Annotated in this window: 12 protein-coding genes and 1 tRNA gene; 6 read left to right on the forward strand and 7 right to left on the reverse strand. The window is 57.8% G+C overall.

Annotated features, from left to right (window positions below; genetic code table 11):
• The first annotated feature begins 50 nt into the window (after positions 1–50).
• Positions 51–1,385, forward strand: a complete 1,335-nt coding sequence (locus IC235_RS11675) for a Pycsar system effector family protein (RefSeq protein WP_191005355.1) — start codon at positions 51–53, stop codon at positions 1,383–1,385.
• Positions 1,386–1,939: 554 nt separating this feature from the next.
• Entirely contained in the window at positions 1,940–4,330 is a 2,391-nt protein-coding gene (locus IC235_RS11680; RefSeq protein WP_191005356.1) for a family 16 glycosylhydrolase, read from the forward strand.
• A 21-nt stretch (positions 4,331–4,351) separates the two neighbouring features.
• Here IC235_RS11680 and IC235_RS11685 read toward each other — a convergent pair whose 3' ends face one another.
• Together IC235_RS11685 and IC235_RS22625 are read right to left on the reverse strand one after the other, a co-directional pair.
• Complete coding sequence (locus IC235_RS11685; protein ID WP_191005357.1) at positions 4,352–4,489, reverse strand: hypothetical protein; 138 nt, start codon at positions 4,487–4,489, stop codon at positions 4,352–4,354.
• Between the two features lie 36 nt (positions 4,490–4,525).
• Positions 4,526–4,681, reverse strand: a complete 156-nt coding sequence (locus tag IC235_RS22625) for a hypothetical protein (RefSeq protein WP_191005358.1) — start codon at positions 4,679–4,681, stop codon at positions 4,526–4,528.
• Between the two features lie 394 nt (positions 4,682–5,075).
• Here IC235_RS22625 and IC235_RS11695 point away from each other — a divergent pair.
• A tRNA-Arg gene (locus IC235_RS11695) sits at positions 5,076–5,147 on the forward strand.
• 373 nt (positions 5,148–5,520) lie between these two features.
• Here IC235_RS11695 and IC235_RS11700 read toward each other — a convergent pair.
• Positions 5,521–6,108: a hypothetical protein gene (locus IC235_RS11700; RefSeq protein WP_191005359.1), complete on the reverse strand. Its 588-nt coding sequence runs from the start codon at positions 6,106–6,108 to the stop codon at positions 5,521–5,523.
• Positions 6,109–6,249: 141 nt separating this feature from the next.
• On the opposite strand from IC235_RS11700, the gene IC235_RS22825 reads away from it, so the two are divergent.
• Both IC235_RS22825 and IC235_RS11705 read left to right on the forward strand, forming a co-directional pair.
• On the forward strand, positions 6,250–6,378 hold the full coding sequence (locus IC235_RS22825) for an SH3 domain-containing protein (protein WP_394355266.1): 129 nt from the start codon (positions 6,250–6,252) through the stop codon (positions 6,376–6,378).
• Between the two features lie 1,148 nt (positions 6,379–7,526).
• Positions 7,527–9,065, forward strand: a complete 1,539-nt coding sequence (locus IC235_RS11705; RefSeq protein ID WP_317173564.1) for a family 43 glycosylhydrolase — start codon at positions 7,527–7,529, stop codon at positions 9,063–9,065.
• Between the two features lie 431 nt (positions 9,066–9,496).
• On the opposite strand, the gene IC235_RS11710 is transcribed toward IC235_RS11705, so the two are convergent.
• From IC235_RS11710 to IC235_RS11720, 3 genes are all read right to left on the reverse strand, one after another.
• On the reverse strand, positions 9,497–10,120 hold the full coding sequence (locus tag IC235_RS11710; protein WP_191005360.1) for a hypothetical protein: 624 nt from the start codon (positions 10,118–10,120) through the stop codon (positions 9,497–9,499).
• A 128-nt stretch (positions 10,121–10,248) separates the two neighbouring features.
• Positions 10,249–16,440, reverse strand: a complete 6,192-nt coding sequence (locus IC235_RS11715) for an alpha-2-macroglobulin family protein (RefSeq protein ID WP_191005361.1) — start codon at positions 16,438–16,440, stop codon at positions 10,249–10,251.
• A gap of 93 nt (positions 16,441–16,533) precedes the next feature.
• Positions 16,534–16,731 carry a ThuA domain-containing protein gene (locus tag IC235_RS11720; RefSeq protein ID WP_317173565.1) on the reverse strand — a complete coding sequence of 66 codons (198 nt, stop codon included), beginning with the start codon at positions 16,729–16,731 and terminating at the stop codon, positions 16,534–16,536.
• 148 nt (positions 16,732–16,879) lie between these two features.
• Between IC235_RS11720 and IC235_RS11725 the strand changes: the two genes are divergently transcribed.
• Positions 16,880–17,668, forward strand: coding sequence for an outer membrane beta-barrel protein (locus IC235_RS11725; RefSeq protein WP_191005362.1), 789 nt, complete (start codon positions 16,880–16,882; stop codon positions 17,666–17,668).
• Between the two features lie 249 nt (positions 17,669–17,917).
• On the opposite strand, the gene IC235_RS11730 is transcribed toward IC235_RS11725, so the two are convergent.
• The gene (locus tag IC235_RS11730) at positions 17,918–18,514 is read right to left on the reverse strand and encodes a DinB family protein (RefSeq protein WP_191005363.1); all 597 of its coding nucleotides are present in this window, start codon (positions 18,512–18,514) and stop codon (positions 17,918–17,920) included.
• Between the last annotated feature and the right edge of the window lie 901 nt (positions 18,515–19,415).

A 19,415-nucleotide genomic window follows, 5' to 3' on the forward strand; every position in this document is an offset into this window, starting at 1 on the left:
TTCTATGTGGGTAAGCCCGTCCGATGCACCGGCCGTAGCTTCACCTAATTATGAAAGAAACCACCCCCTATTCCGTCGAAACTGCCGCGCCGGCCGAATCGGTGGAACCCCGTACGCCCGCCCCCCCGGCGGCCAGTGAGCCCTCTCCCGCCGAGGCCGACAAGCAGCCCAAAGCCAAAGCCTCGCCCCTGGTGAAAGAGGCCCAAGCCTACGTCACCGACCTTTTCACGAAGGAATTGTCGGCCAAGCTCACCTATCACTCGCTGCGCCACACCGAAGCCGTGGTCAAGGAGTGTCGCAGCCTGGCGCCCGCCGCCAACCTTAGCCCCGACGACACCGAGGCTCTGCTGCTGGCCGCCTGGTTTCATGACGTTGGCTACCTCGACGTATACGACGGCCACGAGTTCCGGAGCGCGGAGCGGGCCGCCCCCTGGCTGGCCGAGCACGGCGTGGCCCCCGGCCGCGTGCAGCTCATCAACGACCTCATCAAAGCCACTCACCGCGACGCGACGCCCACCACCGAGCTGCAACGGCTGCTCGTGGACGCCGACATGAGCAACCTGGCCAGTGAGGACTTCCAGGCCAGCGCCGAGCTGCTGCGCACCGAATGGGAGCTGGTGCTGGGCAAAAGCTATTCGAGCCCGGAATGGGCCGAGCAGCAGCTCGACTTCATGCTGGCCCACAAGTACCAGTCCACAGCCGGCAAGGCCCGCTACCGGAAGGCCTTCAAGGCCAACGTGGCCCGGCAGCACGACGAGCTGAAAAAGACCAAGAAGAAGGGGAAAAAGAAGGCCCAGGCCCAGAACGAAACCTTTGCCGAGCCCAAGCGCGGCATCGAGACCATGTTCCGGACCATGTATGGCAACCACATGAAGCTGAGTGATATGGCCGACAAGAAGGCCAGCATGATGATTCAGCTCAACGCCGTGCTGATTTCGGTCATCATCACCTACCTAGGCGCCAAGATGGGCAAAACCGGCGCCCTGGCCCCCCTGATGGGCAACAACCCCGTGCTCAGCATTCCGGTGAGCATCCTGCTGGCCACGGCCCTGGGGTCGGTCACGACGGCCATCCTCTCGGCCCAGCCCGACGTGACGGCTTTCAAGTGGCTGAAGAAAAGCCCCCAGATTGCCACCAACCGCCGCGTAAACCTGCTGTTCTTCGGCAACTTCACCAAGCTCAGCCTCGATAATTTCCAGGGCGGCATGCGCGAGATCATGCGGCAGAAGGAAGCCATCTACACCAACATGATAACCGACGTGTACTACCTCGGCGAGGTGTTATCGCGCAAATACAACCTGCTGCGCACCAGCTACACCATTTTCATGGTCGGGCTAATCCTGACCGCGCTGTCGTTCGCCATCGCGCTGCTGTACAAGTCGTAGAAATATTTTTGTATTACAAGCGTTTTTTTTTGTAATTTGTCGCTGTTAAGCTACGTAAGTCGTAGAAATAACGGCTCTGGGTTAGTAGAGTGTTTACCACTTTGCTAACCCAGAGCCGCATAGCGGTAGCAGAGGGGCCAGGATCTTGCCTCCGCTCTCAATGGCTTATCCTTGCGGCAGCTGACTACTGGCTGCGTAGTTCAACGGATAGAATAGGCGTTTCCTAAACGCTTGATATGGGTTCGATTCCTGTCCTGACTACTATAAAAGCTGTTTTCATTCATGAAACGGCTTTTGCTTTTTCCAGAGACTCTGTTATTGAGTCTTACCTGCGACAACATCAACTTTGACACCTAACGGTTCAATTATATAACGAATAAGGTGTATTTATTATTCCGTCGGGCCTGAGCGAGAATGCATTTTTCTTTATGGTGAATTTTACTATCAAAATTTCCCTAGTGCGAAAAGCATTATGATTGCAATATAATGCTTAATATTTTCTACCAACTCATAAAAGCTCTATATATTCAGCGACACCCCTTTTTCTCATTTTAATGAAAACATCTCTTTGTTTCGCCCTGCTCACGTTCGGTGCAATTCAAATAAGCCGAAGCCAAAGCTTACACATTGATGCTCCTGTCGTTCTACGTTATGATGACTGGGAAATATTATTTGAAGACTATTTTAATTATCCATCTACTAGTAGTATCACAACAAATCATTGGGAAACAGAATATCATCCTACCAGCACCTATTGTGCAAACGCAATTCCCAATTCGAATAGCACCATCAGGGAATGGTATAACGGCACAAATGCGATGTCATTGCTTAACACATTTCCTAGTGGTCTCAGAATATCAGCCAGTGAGCAAGACCATACGTGTGAGTTGACGGGGGATAGATATAGATACAGTTCCGGAATGCTAAGGAGTAAAGATGCCTATCGCGACAACTTTTATACAACAGGCAATGATAGAGGCTTCTTAAATGGAATGTTTGAGATACGGTGTAAACTACCTCCTGAAGTTGGCACAACACCGGCTTTCTGGCTGAATGGTACACATGCCTGGCCCCCGGAATTAGATATATTCGAGATATATTCAATTGATAAGAGCAAAATGTTTTCAAGTGTCCATTATGGCAACAATTCGAATCCGCAAAACTGCGGAATCCATTTTCAAGCTGATTACCCCGGTTACTTTGCTTTAGCTTCTCATACCTGGACCTGCATCTGGACTCCCACGACTATCACGTTTTATCTGGATGGCACGGAGCTATATACCTTGACTAGCCCCTATAACAACGACGCGACCTTTAATGCTATGGAGCTTATTACTAATTTAGGAGTTCATAGTAATGCATCGCCTGGCTTAGCTGCCAATTTGGATATTGAATATATCAAAGTTTTTAAACCTAAGCGAGCTATCAAGCTAACAAATACGTCTCCTGCTAATGTAGCAGGTAATCTGGTAGCAAATGGCTCAATGGACCGGTTATTTTACAGGAATACGAGCAGTGGGGTATCTACCATGTACCAGCAGAGCCCTGGCCAATGGGCTTATCAACAGAACTTTGTTGCCGGCGTGAGTAATGTGGACGGAGACTTGGTCTGGAATGAGACTCGTCAGGTTTTATTTTACAAAAATACCACCGGCGGAATTTCCCATTTTTATTATGACGACTGGAGCCCTACGCATGGCTGGGTCAACGCGCCGCTATCAGCTGATGCCCCAAACAATGTCGCAGGTAGTTTGGTAACGAATGCCGCTGGCAATCGATTGTTTTATAAGAATACCAGCGGCGGAATTTCCGCGATTTCCATTTACCAGAATGGTCGATGGAACTACGAAAGCTCCCCCTTTCAAAATGCGGCTAGTTCGCCTTATCAAATTGCGCCTACTAATGTGGATGGCGAATTAACCTGGAGTGAAAATCGGCAAGCATTGTTCTACAAGACCACTGATAATAAGATACATCATATTTTCCGCGACACCTGGTCGTTCCCTACTGCACAATGGGCCTGGGGCCCTGTCGTAACCGTCAATCCAGAAACGGCCCCGGCCAACGTTGCTGGAGAATTAGAATGGAGCGAAACGCGTAACGTTTTGTTTTATAAAGACACCGACAACGAGATATCACATATTTACATGGATAGTTGGACAAACCCATCTCACTGGATTTGGAAATACGCAAAACTTGGCTTCCCGGCTCCATCTGATATCTCCATGTATACTAGAATGACAGAACAGCCTGGCTCTTGGTACGCGAATAATACCTTCGTAACCGGCGGTATGAAATGGAGTGATGATGAGTCTTCGCTATTCTTCACTGGGCCTAAAAACAAAATATATCGTATTTTCTGGCAGAATAACAAATGGAATATTCAGGTTGTAAAATGGCGAGGGGCAGACCGACCCATTATTAACACTAGTCTAATAGTTCCTGATGAGATATTCTCGGGTACTGAAGTTGCTGACGATTCAAATCTTGAAATACTTGGCCAGTCTGGAGTAGGTAAGCCAGGAAAATTTATTTGCTACAAGACTTCTGATATCAACCCCACCAACCCTAACGTCATAACTCATTCTATCGGTCTCACACATTGGATAAACCCAGTGAGGCTGGATCCGCCCTGCAACAATGAGAACAGCGGCCTAATACCCATACATATAAATGTATGCAATATTTGCCGACCGGCGCCTGGTACTGACATTGCTCATCAACAAACCGTTGCTAAAGAGAATCAGGCATTGGAGATACCCGAATCTGCCGAACTGACCAATGTCAATGTCCTAAATTCCTCATTGCAGATAATCAAGAACTTTGAGCGCATCTCAAAGCAAGATTTGGAGCACATCTTGGACCAGATGCAAGAAGGGTTTTACATCGTACGATACACCTATCGGGGCAAGTGGATAAGCAATAAATATTATAAGACTAACTAGAGCGTCAGGTTAGTGTACATACTAGCCATGATGGCCAAACCGGGTTTTGGCGTCCTGCTTGGTTAGCCAGCCGTCGGAGGCCACGATGACGTCCTCTAGGACCTCCCGAATGTAGGCCTGGGCCGTGTGCAGCCAGGTTTTGAGCTTGCTGAAGACCAATCCGATAGAGTTAAAATCGGACGAATAGGACGGCCGCTACCGCAGGCGGGCCCCACGGGCTGCGATGAGTTTAGCCAAACCGGCCACTTTGTGGGTGGGGAAGTTGTCGAGCACGACCACGTCGCCCACCCGCAACGTCGGCTCCAGCACGTGGCGCAGGCAAGCGAAATACGTCGCCGTTGACGGCCCCACTCACGGGCATGACCGCTTGCAGTTTGTTCGAGGTAGCGCGCCATCAGCGTGACAAAAGGCCAGCAAGTAGAGTAGTAATGCATAATAAAGGCGTTGAGGTATCGTTCGAACAGCCCGGTTGCCGACCAGAAAGCTCGTGCGACACCGGCTTGGCAGCAATGCCAGGAGTGGATTATCTGCTTGCTGAGCTATCAGGATGGTCGGTAAGGAGTGTTGGCCCACTGTTACAAGGGCTCTCAACTTTATTCGTGGGACGCCGGGCTCTTATGGGCGAACCCGAAGCCATGGCTTCGTTCAGAATGACTGCTTACCGCTACTTGCTCTTTTTATTTCAATAACTAAAGGGAATCTTGCCTCCGCTCTCAATGGCTTATCTTTGCGGCAGCTGACTGCAGGCTGCGTAGTTCAACGGATAGAATAGGCGTTTCCTAAACGCTTGATATGGGTTCGATTCCCGTCGCGGCTACATAAAAGGCCGTTTGCAGATTGCAAACGGCCTTTTCTTTCGTTTGTAGGACAGTTTATGGGACAAATTCAGGTTATTGGCCATGAGTTTCTCAGTCGATGACGTGAAGCCTTTTCGTAGCTTGTCAGCTCTACCCACCTCATGCGCCACACTACCGCCCGCTACCGCAATTGCTAGCACCTTTTAGACTACCCTTTTAACCAAGCCAATGATTAATGGAGACTGGATAAGCTTTGTGCGTAGCTACGTCAAAAAGAAAAGCAAGGTGACCCACAATACCTGTCAGTATTTGACGCTATTCCCCCGTTCAGTATTAGGATAAGCAAAAGCACCTTCTTTGTGAACAGGAAGCGAACAACCAAACCCAGCTTATTTAGCCGGGCGTTTGCGACGGAGGTGCGGCAAACAAGCGGTTGACGCGTGGCTGTAGGACCCAGATACCAACCGGGAAAAACCACAGCAGGAAAAACTCTCCCAAGTACTCACTTACGGGTACGGGAGCATTTCTTTCCACCGTCTTTAAGGCTTTAGCGGTGAAGTAGAGGCAGTAGAACAGACACGCCATGGACGACAAGTGAAGCAACACAAACAGAGTAATAAACCCATTCACACTGACCTGTGACCCCTCGCGGAAGACGTTTCCAGCGTATAGCAGGAGCAGGAATACATATGCGACTGGGAGCACGACGGCGATTCGAAACCGGGTCAGGCTCATCACTGTCGTGGCCGGCAGCCGGCGGTAGAGGTGGGAACCCAGAGCATACACCCACACCAGCAGCAGTCCTAAGGTCAGGAATGCGACGAACAGGAGGCCCACCACAGCCCAGGGGTCCAGAATTTCACTTTCTGTAAAAAGCGCCGAAATAACCACTGCTTGGAGCACCATTGGAACCCCAAACAAAAGAAGAAAAAGTTGCCAAGCCTTGAGGCGTAACAGTGCTTGCATGTTCGCTTGTGACACAGAAAAGGAGGTACGAAAACTCAAACTTATACATCAAATCAGTAGCTTATGAAAACCTAAAAGCTAATCGGAGAGGTCTTTCTGAGGCGGCTAGCCGAAGTAGCACCAGCCCCCATTTTGTTAGGCATCCAATGAGGAGACATGGCTAGTGCCGCTACAACGCTCAACCTGCGGGCGGCTTCATCCGCTGAGTCTACCATTGTTCGAGTCCTGGAACGCAATGATGTGGTAACAGTGCAGGAACTCACCAATGCGGAATGGGGAAGGTGAGCACAACGACGGGCGAGGTTAAGGGATACTTGTCGCGGGCGTACTTATCGTAAACCGAAACCTACTAGCGATAACAGCGCTCAGTTTTCAAGTTCAGCACAAGTAATTCACGACAAAGCCCCGATCATTCCACCAGCCGAGGCTTTGGAGGCGCGGGGCTTCGATAAGGGAGAGGTGCGGTGGCATTTGATGGAAAGTGGCCCCGTTTCTGCCCCAGCTGATGAACAGATGAGGGTAACACCTTGTAAACAAGGTGCTTTTATTAGGTAATTCGATTCCCGTCGCGGCTACATAATTGAAGCAAAAAGCCTCAATACATTGCGTATTGAGGCTTTTTGCTTAATAATTGGTAAAACACTCACCACGGACAGTGTACTGCAAGCCAGGGCCAGCTCCACGCGTCCTCATCGGTCGGGCTGGTCAGCGCCTCACCGTTGATTGAGCAGCGCCGACACGCCCTTGCTGCCTTAAGACCGCGCTAGATAGCTGTAGCACTCCACTAGATGTCGTTAGCTACGCTTACTGCTTGTAAAGTACAGTTTGCTAGTACTCGGCAAATTCTACCTCACTCCCCTACCCTCACCCTCTGAAATACCCGCTGGTTGGCTAAAACATCACTTGGCAACCCAATTTCTATAGCTGGCGCCTTCATGCGATTTTCTGCTTCTCTTAGAGATGCCTATTTTCTTTAATGTCCAGCTTATCCGAATGACCAGCTACGGGATTTGTTGCTCCGCGACGGCCAAAGCGTGATTATTTATTCGGCTTTCCATTACTTAGTGTTCTCGTTAAGTTTCGGACACTATTGCCCTACCTGAACTTTCTTGAAATAGTCAAATTCTTTACTCTCTTCCTCTTCGCCATAAAACCAGGTTGGCCTGAATTATGCTTCCGTGCTTAGCTGCTCTGCCTACATTTGAACATAGTGAATTTGGCTCGTACCAGGCCGCTGAGCGAAGAAAAGTCTACGTATTTACCCTGGTATCTTTCGCCCGGTGGAATTATTCATTCACCGATTGCTTTAGGGGGTTCATCCAGAAAAGTCACATTTTTGCCCGCCTTTTTGTTTCGGTTCCTTACCTTTCAGTCTGGAATGCTGAGTTATTCCAGAATCAGCTTTTTTGCCTAACCTCTTTGTACCTCCACCCGTGTCCATCGAACTAGAATTGGCAACCCGCCTCGCCAGCAGCGTCTCCCCGGAAATCGCTCCCGTAACCCGTCGGTCCTACGACCAGGTAGTGTTGCCCGGCGACTTTCCCGACCCCACTGTCACCAAGATTGGCGACACTTACTGGGCCAGCGCGACCTCGGCGGAGTGGGGGGCGGTGTTTCCACTGTTTACCTCTAAAAATCTGCTCGATTGGGAGCTGGTGGGCCACGTTTTCCCCGATAAGCTGCCCGATTGGGCCGGCTCCAACTTCTGGGCGCCGGAGTTCTACCAGGAAAACGGGCGCACTTACGTGTATTACACTGCCCGCAAAAAAGGGGGCATGCTCTGCGTGGCCGTCGCCAGTGCCGACTCTCCCGAAGGCCCTTACCACGACCATGGCCCGCTGGTAGGCCAGGAGGCCGGCTCCATCGACGGCTTTGCCATGCCCGATGAGAATGGCGACCTCTACCTCATCTGGAAAGAGGACGGCAACTCCTGCCACCAGGATACCCCAATCTGGGCGCAGCGCCTGAACGACGAGCGCACGGCCCTGATTGGTGAAGCCACTGAGCTGTTCGGCAACGACGTGCGTTGGGAAGGGCCCCTGGTCGAGGGTTCGGCCCTGGTGCGGCACAACGGCTACTTCTACATGTTCTACGCTGGTAACAGCTGCTGCGGAAAGGGCTGCAACTATGCCACCGGGGTAGCCCGGTCCCGCAACCTGCTCGGCCCCTGGGAGAAGTACGACCAGAACCCCATCCTCGACCGCAACGAGGTTTGGAAATGCCCCGGCCACGGCACCGTCGCCGAAATGGATGGCCGCTGGTTCTTGCTGCACCACGCCTACCTCGCCGCCAGCCACGAGTTCGTGGGCCGGCAGGGCCTCCTCAGCGAGTTCACCTGGAATGCCGAAGGCTGGCCCGAGTTTGAGCGCCGCAGCCCGCAGGCCGCTCCACTTACCAACGTGAGTGAGCTCAACATTGCCGAAGAGTTCGAAGGCGACCGCCTGGGCCTGGAGTGGCAGTGGCCCATTGGTCAGCAGCCCACCACCAAGGTCCGCGACGGCCAGCTGCACTTGCAGGCCGGCGCTTCGCGCCTCGGGGCGCTGGTTGCCCGCCGCACGCACGTGGCTACCTACAAAGCCGCCACCACCCTCGATTTTGCCAACCTGCCCACCGATACCTTCGCGGGCCTGGCCGCCGTCGGTGACCCGTACAACGCCCTGGCCCTAATGGCCGGCAACGGCCAGGTGCAAATCTGGCACGTGAAAAGCGGTAAGCAGCAGTGCCTCGTGCAGGTCTTTGTGGATCCCTGCGATACCATTACCCTGCGCCTGGAGGTGTGGGGTGGTCAGCGCTACCGCTTCGCCTACAGCACCGACGGCGCCACCTGGCAGCCCCTGCCAACCGACAGCTTCAGCCTCAACGGTACCTACCTGCCGCCGTGGGACCGGGGCGTGCGCATAGCGCTGGTGGCCCAAGGGGCCGAGGGCAACAGCGCCACCTTCAACAACTTCATCGTCCGCAACCACCGGTAAGACCCTTAATTTCTGCGCAAAAAAGCCAGGCTGCCCATTGGGGTAGCCTGGCTTTTTTGCGTACGATGCCCGAAGTATTCGTTCAGCACAGGGCTTTCGCACCCGTCGCCGATGGCGACTCAGGCGGCTTAAGGCCGTGTGGCGCTGTCAGCGGCCTCTACCAGAACACCCTGCTGAGCCGAACCGAAGCTCTCCCATTTGGCCAGCGTTGTTCTACGAAGCGGGAGAGCTGCTTCGGCTCCGCGGACGCCAGATGAGCAGGACCGCCTTTTGCTAGACCAGGACTTGTGACCGGCTACTTAAACCACGTGGGCTGGCAAGCTAAGTAGGGGCGATGGGCAGATGCATTCGCCAAACAGCCGCGTACGGACAAACAACAACGCCCGGCACGTAAGTACCGGGCGTTGCTGTTTGTCGATCAAGCACGCTGGTTAGCGGCGGTGCCTGGCTTTCCTTTTGGATTTTGCGGAAGCGCTTTTCTTCGTCGATTTATGCGTGGCGCTTTTCTTAGCCTTGCTATGAGTCGTGCTACGCTTCTTGCTCTTGGCGGCGGTGTGCTTGGCTTTCTTAGATGCTTTTGCTTTGCTGGTCTTTGCGTGAGCCCCAGCCTTCGCCTTGCTGCGACGCGCAGCCGCTTTGTGGGAGCTGGCTCTGGTGCTGCGGCTGTAGCGGGCCGCCCGACTGTACCGAGCGGCACGGGCTTCTACCCGGGCTTCGGCGCGGGCCTCTTCGCGGCGAGCGGCCAGGGCCTCGGTGTGGCGAGCTTCGTAGCTGCGAGTAGTATGGACCGGCATGGTGGCCTCATCGGCCACGTCGCTGTAGTGGGCCGTGGCGTCCGATTCGGGAGCGGCCGTATTGTCCTCGATGCTGCCTTTAGGTGCTTCAACTACGATCTTTTTGCGGCGCACCGGCATCAGAAAATCCCGCTCGGCCCGCTCCCGCAAGCTCAGATTTTCTTCACCGGGCAGCTTTGAAACCGGCGTTTGTTTCTCGGTTTGAGCCTGGGCAGTGCTCCAGGTTAGGAGCAGCGAAAAGAGAACAAATAGGTGCTTCATAAGTGATAATTATAAACCGAACATAAGACAAAGCTACAGCTTCCCCTGGTTAAATGCAAGGCCGAGGCTGTTTTAAACGCTCAGAAGGCCCTTTAAACAGCCTAAGTGGATATTTAGTACTCTTTTGGCTACCGGGCAACCTGCAGCCGCGAGCCCGCCGAATGCGCGCCAAACTCCGGCGCATACAGGCACTGCACCTCACTCAGCCCCCCCGAAAAGTTACCGGCCTGGGCGGCGCGCAACCGGTACTCCAGCACGTGCGTGCCACGCGGCACGGCGCTCAAAAAGAAATTGGTCGCCGCCTCGCGCGGCGACTCGTAATAGCCCAACCCATTCTGGTAGCGGTAGCCACTGGTTGGGCCGATGGGCTCTAAGCCGGCAGCGCGCTGGTCTTTCAACTGCACGTATTCCAGGTCGCGGTCGGTGCGCAGCACCAGGCGCACCACCAGCGCTTCGCCGACTTTGAGCGGCGTGGCCGCGCTGATTTTCTCCAGCACCGGCCCCCCGGCCGTGCGGGTTTCGCGGTAGAGCTGACGCTCCAGGCTGAGCGGCGTAGCGGCGGGAGTCACCTGGTCGATGTCTTCGAAGTACTGCCAGTACAGGCCCCCCCACGCCACGCCCGCGTCGGGCTTGGTAATGGTAACCTTGCCCAGGGCGGGCTGGACCTCGGCGGCCGACCAACTGGTTTTGAAATAGCCGGTGCCCGCCTGCGCCGCCTCGGCCTGCACGGGCTGGCCGCCAACGGTGACCTGCAGCGGCTGGGTGGGAGCCAGCCAGTCGGAGCCCCGCAGCAGCAGGGCGTAGCAAGCATCGGCGGTGGCACGGGTGCTTTCCCAGTGATGCGTCTGCTTATGCTTGAGCAGCCAGAGCTTCATCTCGTCCACAGCTTTCTGGTCGTTTTTTATTTCGTCGAACGCTTCGATAAGAGTGGCCTGGGTTTCGGTGGGCGCCTCGCGCCAGTAGTAGCCGCCGCGCACTTCCTTCCAATACATACCCAGCTCGGGCGAGTGCAGGGCATTCTCGGCCAGGGCCCGCAGGATGTCCGAGACCGCCGGAGCGGCGGGGCTTTCGCGGAACAGCGCCAGGGCCAGCTGAGCTTGCAGGTAGCGCGGCTGGCTGGGCCAGAACCTAGCGGCCTGCTCGCGGTAGTAGGCATACGCCGGGCGGGCTGCCACCGCGATAGGCTGCTCCCGCCAAAAGCTGCGGGCGTACAGGGCCTGAATGGCCAGGTCGCTGAGGTGGTTGTCGGCCAGCCTCACGTTTTTTTGGCGGCGCAGCTCGGCGTAGTCGAAGGCGGTGGCTTCATCGAGGTAGCGCAGGGCATTCTGCAAGATGCCGCGGGCAGTATCATCCTGGCCGGCATCGAAGGCATTCAACTTCTTCAGCCGGCCAAAGCCGGCCACGATAAGCTGCGTGATGTAGCGGTCGTCCGGCATCTTCTCAAACCAGGGGAATGCCCCATTGGGCCGCTGCATGCGCTGCAGCTGGAGCAAGGCGCGGCTGGTTTCAGCCTTCAGCCGCACTTCATCGAACAGCCCGGTGAGGCGGGCCAGACGCTCGGTCTCGCCCTGGGCGTCGCGCACCCAGGGCGTTTCTTGCAGCAAGAGGTTTTTCAGCTCCTGGTTTTGGGCTAGCTTGCTGGCGAGGGCGTTCTTCTGGGCCGCAGTGCCGCTTTGTGCCTGCCGGGTCCATTCCGCCAGTACGGCTTTGAAGCGGGGGTTGGACTTCAGAATCTGCGCCGCTACCAGGTTGGCGTACAGGCGGCTCAATACCTGCTCGGAGCCCTCGTAGGGGTACTCTACCAGGTAGGGCAAGCTCTGCACGGCGTACCAAGCGGGGTTGGCCGTCATCTCCAGCGTGAGGCTGTAGTTGCGGCGCGTGGGGCTGCCGGGGCCCGTGAGCTTGCTCAGCTCAAATGTGCGGGAGCCGGGGCCCACGATGGGCAGCGGCAGGCGCTCGGTAATAAGCAGGCGGTTGGGCAGCACGGCCAGGGTGCTTTCCTCGCCGTCGGTATAACTGGTGGCCGCTGGTCCGGCGTCGGTGCCCAGGCCTTTTTTGCCTTTCTGGGCCTTACTTCCTTCCACGGACTTCAGCCCGCCAGCCGGAAACGAAGTGCTCGCCACTACCCGATAGGTCACGGCGGCCGGGGCAAAATCGGCGGGCAGGCTGATTTCCCAGCCCAGGGCGGTACTCTGGTGCGCGTCGGCCGACACGGCTTGCTGGGCCGGGCTTTTCAATAGCTGGCGGCTAAGGTCCTGGCCAGTCGCGGCGTCGAGCAGAAATAGCTGCGCGCTGCCGGTAGTGGGATGGTCGGTCAGGTTGGAGAACTTGGCCGGAAAGGTGAAGGTGTCGCCCGGCCGAAAAAAGCGCGGCGCGTTGGGAGTAATCTGAATTTCTTTCTGGGTAACGAGCTGCCGGGCGAGTCGACCGGTGTGCAGGCTCTTGTCGTGGGCCAGGGCCAGCAGTTGCCAGCGCGTCACGGCCTCCGGCATTTGAAACTCGAGCACGATGTCACCGTTTTTGTCGGTGTGCAAGGCCGGCTGCCAGAAAGCCGTCTCGCGGAAGTCAGTGCGCGTAGGCACGGTAGTCAGGTCGGGCGCGGGCGGGCGGACTGCATTACCCCCCGCAATAGTTCGCGCGTCGTCTAGCCCCTTTCGCAAGGCGGACGAAGTAGCTCCCGCGGCGGAAGCCATTGGCGCGGGGGCCGCATTTGCATCAGCGACCATCACTTCACTGAGCTGGGCGCCGGCCGCTCGCCCGACCATGGCCCGCCTCAAGGGCCCCCGCCGGCCGCCGCCATACCCGACAAAGTTGTCTTGCAGCCCGTCCCAGGTGTTCAGGGCTGGATAAACCACCATGGCGGGTCCCGAATACCCTGGTTCGAACAAGGGCTGGGCCCCCACCCGGGTGAACTCGCCCTGCCAGCCAAACCACGCGGGATGGTAGCCGGCACCAAACTCCAAGCCTGGAAATTGATGAGGGCGGAAAATATCCAGGCTCTGGTCGTACAGCGTGGCCAGCAGCTCGGCCTCGGCCGCCTGGCCGTTGGCCTGCTGGATAGTCACGCGCCAGGTTTCCTTTTGGCCGGGCTGGAGCTTATCGCGAAAGGTACTGATGGCCACCTTCAGCGGCTGGGGCTTTTCGGCCACCTCCACCGTAGCCTGGTGGCGGTACAGCTGGTTGTCGTGCACTTGCAGGGTGTGCACATAGAGCGGCCCACTAGCCGCGGCGGGGCCGCTTTCCACGGTAAGCCGCCGTTGCTCGCCCGGCTGGAGCGTCAGCCATTCTTTGCGCAGGAGCTTGCCCCCGCGCTCCACTTCGAGCAGCAGGCGGGCGCCCGTCGCACTGCTGCCCAGCAGCACCGTGGCGGGCTGGCCGGGAGCTACTGTATCCGCGAGGGCCACAAACCAGTCGGGCGTGGAGTAGGGAATGGTGGTCGCCTGCGAATCGTAGAGGGTGAAGTCGTGCCTGGTGCGGGCCGAGTCCGTTCCGGCAGTCCGGGCTTCGAGGCGGTAGCGGCCCAGGGGCAGCGCCCGCAGGGTGGCCGCCAGGTTCAGGTCCCGGCCGCTTCGGGTATCGAAGGGCAAGGTGGCGACCAGCTCCGGTGCGGCTTCATCTTCTTCGGTTTCGGGGGCCGGGCCGGGTACGCCCGGCGGGTTGGGGCGGTAGCGGCGGGCCAGCAGGCGCAGCGTGCCGGCGGCGGCCACGGGCTCGCCCGTAGCGTTGCTGCTCAACAGCGTGAAGGTGGGCAAGTGCTGCTTATCAACCTCGTGGGGGCCGCTGAGCTGCAAGCTGAGCGGGTTGGGGCCAACGACGAAGCTGCGGGTGCCCGTGCGGGTTTCGCCGGCCGCGTCGGTTACGTCGGCCGTTACTTCAAATAAATAGCCCGGCTCCCAGCCGCGGTAGCCCGGCGGCTTAGGCGCCCGGGGCGGCGTAAAGCTGAGGCTGAAGCGCCCCTCGGCATCGGTGGTGGTGAGGCCGTGGGCAATCTCGCGCGTTTCGCCTCCATTAGGAGGGTAGAAGCCACCTCGCAGGCCGTACTCGAACACGGGCCACAGGGCGCGGCGCGTCACGCGGTAGCTTACTTTGGCGCCATCGGTGGCTTGCCCGGCGTAGGCGCGGGCGCTGCCTGCCACGGCGAGCGGCTGGCCGAGCTGGGGCTGACCAGGCACCGGATCGATGGTCACCAAAAAGGTCGGGCGCTTGTAGTCTTCCACCGCGAAGCGCACTTCTCCCTGGTCGGTTTGCAGGCTCATTTCGCCGTTGAGCAGCCCCGTGGGCAGCACCAGCGACCCGTGGAACGACCCGAACTCCGAGGTGGTAAAGGACAGCGTCTGCACCGTCTGGCCATTTACGTCGACCAGCCGTACGCTCAGCGCCTGGCCCGCCAACAGGCGGGCCTTGCCACCCAGGCTCTCAGTCAGTATTCCTTTGAAGTACAGCGTTTGGCCGGGCCGGTAAATGGCGCGGTCGGTAAAGAGAAACGGGCGGCGCTGGGGTACCTCCGCCTCGTTGCCAGCGGGGCGGTAGTAGCCATCTATTTGATTCATTACCAGGGTATCAGTGCCGCGCCACGCCCAGACGGCCGCCAGGCGCGCCGACCCCGGGCTGTAGCCCCCGGGGTTATCGCCGTCCAGCTGCACTTCACCCGTCGCGTCCGTCTGCGCTATCGGTCCCCGGCGGCTCTGCTGTTGGCGCTTGGCCTCATTGTAGAAGGAATAGCTGGCTCGGGCCGGCACGCCCGCGAGCGGCGCGCCACTCTGCCGGTGCAGAAGCAGCAGCCGCAAGGCCCCCGTGGCATGGTCGCGCTGAGTTATGCCACTCAGCTCGCTGGCTTGCAGCAGGCCGAAGCTGGTAACCAGGTCCGGGCGGCGCACCAGGGCTTGCCCGGCTTGGTTGCTGATCAAAATCAGGTAGCGCCCGGCTGGCAGCGCGTTTCCGGCCACCGCCTGCTTCTGCTCCCGATAATCTAAGGGGTGCGCGGGCAGTGGAATGGCCCAGGCTGCCGCGGGCGGACGGCTGGCAATTCGGCGCTGCTGCTTGTCGCGCTCGGCGGGGCCGTGGCTTTGCAGGCTCTCCCACTCCGACAGCGAAACCGGATACGCCCAGGCGTGCAGGGCGGTCACGTTGCGAGTTACCAGGTCTAACCGCCAGGGCTGGTTGGGAATTACCACCTCGGCGGCCGAAAACGACAGCTCCGGCCGTTCAATATCCTCCCGTAGCGCGCGGGCCCGCGCCGCCCCGCGCGACTTCGGGAACCGAGCCTCGGCCTCCCGCGCCAGCTGCACGGCGGCCACGGCATCGGATTCGCGGCGCAGCTCGGCCCGGCGCGCCATGAACTCCGTGCTGATGGGCAGCGCCCGGTACGTTTCGGCCAGGCGCACCAGGGCCGGCTCGTACTGTTCGGCCAAGTCGCTGCCTTGGGTGAGGCTGCGCAGGTAGTCGATGCGCGCTAAGTCTACATCGGCCAGGGCCGCCTGGTCGGCGGGCGCCAGCTGTTGGCGCGAGGCCGTGAGGCGCTGCAACAGGTGCAGGGCGTGCACCTGGCCGTTCAGCGAGTCGGCATCCGGCGCCAGCAGGCGCAGGGCCGCGAATTCCTGCGCCGAGCCGAACAGCCCAGGGTCGGTGAGCTGGAACTGCTGCTCGGGCCGGGTCACGTACAGCTCCTGGTTTTTCAAGCCCTCGATGGCGCGCTGGGCCAGCAAATCGTAGAGCGTAGGACGTAGAGAGCGGCCTTCGGCATCGCCGCCCAGGGCCAGGTCGCCGAGGGCGGCCAGCGGCGTCGTAAGCTGCCGCGGCGGCAAATCCTCCACCGATTGGTAGTAGTGCCGCACAATGGCGGCTCCCAGCTTACTCATGTCCCAGGTGGCCAGGCCGGTGCCGCCATCGGCGGCCGGGTTGGGGCCGGTAGTGGCGCCAGCTCCGGCGGTGCGCTGGTAGAGACGATACCGGTTCTGGTTCAGGTAGCTGGTGTACAGCCCGGCCAGCAGCGAGTGCAGAATGGGCCGGGCCGGAAAGCTAGCCGTGGGCAGCTCCCGCTCGAGCAGGGCAATGGATTTCTCGCTTTCATCTTCCTCTTTGGCTTGCAGCAGGCGGATCTTGTAGAGCAGGGCCCGCACGTAAGCGGGGGTGTTCTGCTCTTTGCGGGCCTGCCGATAAAGGGCCTCCACCAGCGGAGCGGCCGTAGTGGTTTGGCTTTTGGCCAGAAGCTCGTCAATCTTTTTCCACTGGGCCTGGTAGGGCGTGGGAGGCGCGGGGGCCGCCGAATCGGCGCCAAAAATGAGCGTCAGCAACAGACAGGCAAGCAGGAAAAAACGCATGGGCTAAGCTTTGGGCTAGGTTGACGTCTCAAAGATGCCGAATCAGCTTTTATTGCACACCCAGCCCCGCTTTGGCGCGAACGTCCTACTGTCTCAGGCTCTACTCCCCCAAGGCATACCGGATGCCCCTGGCAGGTGCTGCAGAAATAGCGGCTCCCGGTAGCTGTCGTCGGTATGGCCACCGGCGGTGTAAAAGGCCTGCCCTCCGGCGCAGGCTTGGTACCAGGCAAGGGGATGCCCCGGGCCATTGGTGCCGCCCGAGTCGGTAGTTTCGTCCAGCGTGGCTAGCACGCGGAGGTCGGGAGCAAGGTTGCAAATTTAAAAACGAAGGGCTGATAAATCGAACCTCATACCAGATTGGCCCAATTTTGGCTGTTGCTGCCCTTCGATTAATAGCACAAAAAAATCTTTCTTTTTTAACAAGCACCTCTTTTTTACTGTGAAGCACTTTTCCTCTGCACTGCTGCTAACAGCGCTAGTTACTGCTGGGACCACTATTTCCTCCCGAGCCCAGTCAGTCCAGTTTAGCCCCCGCTTGGGGCTGAACGTATCTTCGGTATCGATCACTGGCGTGCCCAGTGGGTTCAATTTGAAAAACAAATCCCTTGTGGGCGTTCAGGCAGGCGGCACCCTGAGCATCGGCCTGACTGAAAAGCTTTCCTTTCAACCCTCGCTGCTTTTTTCGCAAAAAGGCGTGGAATCAGAAGTGTCCTTGCGCGATTACAGTGACCTCCCCTACGTAAATACCGCTACGATTACTACCACCACCAAGCTCAATTACCTTGAGTTGCCTCTGAACATGGTGTACACCCTGGGTGGAGCAGAAGGATTCCAGTTGTTTGCCGGGCCGTACGTGGCCGCTGGAGTAGGCGGTAGCGGCTCGTATAGCGTAGAGTTCAATAGCACCAACCCGAGATTAGCCTATCTTAATAACCGTTACTCTGGCTCATTAATCGTAGAGTACGGCGACAGGCAGAGCACCAATAATAACTTAAGCGTCAATGGTGGTGGCGGCTCCCTTCCCACGATAACCACAACTGCCCGCCGGATTGATCTTGGCCTTAATGCTGGGGTAGGCTATCGGGTAGGTCCGTTCCAGGCCCACCTGGGCTACGGCTTGGGCCTGACTGATTTCGAACCCAACGACTCTAACGGCAATGCTACGGATACCCAAAGTCACCACCGCGTTTTCCAGCTGTCGGCCAACTACTTCCTTAGTGGCAAGTAAGCGTAGCAATTAGCTGCTTCTCCCAGCGCGGGGACTGTAGCGGTTGGGTTGGCTAACTAGCTTAACGAAGCAGTTCTGCCGTGCTACCGCGGCTCCGCTTTCGCTGCCCCCGGTAGGGCACCAGATGATTTGCCGCGCTTAGCAGGACCACTTTTTTGCCCACCATCTCCCAACGCTGGTAACACCGTAAAAACCCGCCCTGCCCTACAGGGCGGGTTTTTTATGGCTGAGCCGAGAGGGACAATACAACTAGGCGGCGGATGCTTTGGCGCCCACGCTGTTACCCGCCAGCACGCCTTCGGCCTGGGCTACGTGGCGTTGAATGTGGGCCACCAGGATTTCGAGCAGATCGGCCAGGCGCAGGAACAGCAGTGGGAACCCGGCGTTAGGAATCAGCACGGCGTTGGCATTTACCTGCCGGGCCAGCAGCACCAGCCGCAGCAGTTCGTCGAGTTGACGGCTGAAAACCTCGGCTACGGTGCGGGGCAGACGGTTACCGGTGGGGGCGTAGCGCTGGGGCGTGGTGTAAGCCTTAGTACTCACCGGCGTGCGCATGGCGTTGACGATGCGCCGGCCAAAAAAGCCCTGCTTAATGGTAGGTGGTGGCTTGGACCCGCGGGCCTGGGCCTGCGCAATGCGCCGGGCAATGCTGGGTAGATAGTAGCCCCCGACAATGTTAAGGTGCTCCAGACACTGGCCGGCACTCCAGCGGCTGGGCCCCGGGCGGCGGTTTAACTCTTCCGCACTCAGGGGCCGAAAACGCTGCTGAGCCGTGACCCGCAACAATAACAAGTCGTTGGTCAGTTGGTCGAAGAAATCGGTGGTGGCGCGAACGACAGCAGGCATGGCGCAAAGAGTTATAAAAGGTAAACATACAATTTAGCAATCGATTCCGAAATATCAACGCTCCGGCAGCCTGGAAAAGTACCCGTAACATTGGTCCGGCCCAACGTTTTCGGGGGCAAATGAAACTGCCGGAAAATGCTTATTATCTGATAAACTGACTGATAGCGCAAATTGCGCCGGCCCCATGCCAGGTACCGGAAAAGCTGACGACCTATTCGGGTCAGAATCACGAACGATCTCATTTCGCTCTTTTCTACTCCTCGGCAACCCCAGGCAACCTAAATTCTATCCAAATAGGCAACGGTTCCCGGCGATTTGGGTAGAGACTAAAATAGCGCAGAGGCAGGTAGTTTTGGGCCCCGTTGGTACATTCGGATAAGTGACGAAGCCGTTGGGGCGGCTATGGTGCGCTCGACGACCCAGTGCGGGCTTTCTGGTCGGCTTTTTTCGCTTGGATTTCTTCGACGGGGGCGGCTGTGGGCGGCCGTGCAGCCCAGAGTGGCCAGCGTTTCGCGTACTTACTACGAGTCGTACCTCACGTTCAGGTACGGGCCCTGCCGGCAGCCACTGCCCCATGCACCCCCAGCGGGCGGCCGCCTCACCTCGGGTCAGTGAGCCCTGTAAGAAACCCTGCCTCACCCGTTCCGCGCACGGCCGCTGGCACAAACAACCCGTAGAAGCAGCAGGCCCATGCGAGGGTGGCGGGGCGTTTCCTTTGCGGTGATGCCGAATTTGCATATCGCTGGTGTGCCCGCCCCTGCCCTCCATTTATCCTTCTACATACTCTTTTGGCGTGTAAGTAACACGAGCAAAATTTCGAGTGATTAGGCAGTGTCTGAAAAGTGCTGGAGCTTAACTTAGGGGATGGCAGCACGATACGAATTAACGGATGCGCAGTGGG

The sequence above is a fragment of the Hymenobacter montanus genome, assembly GCF_014699115.1.
Lineage (GTDB): Bacteria > Bacteroidota > Bacteroidia > Cytophagales > Hymenobacteraceae > Hymenobacter > Hymenobacter montanus.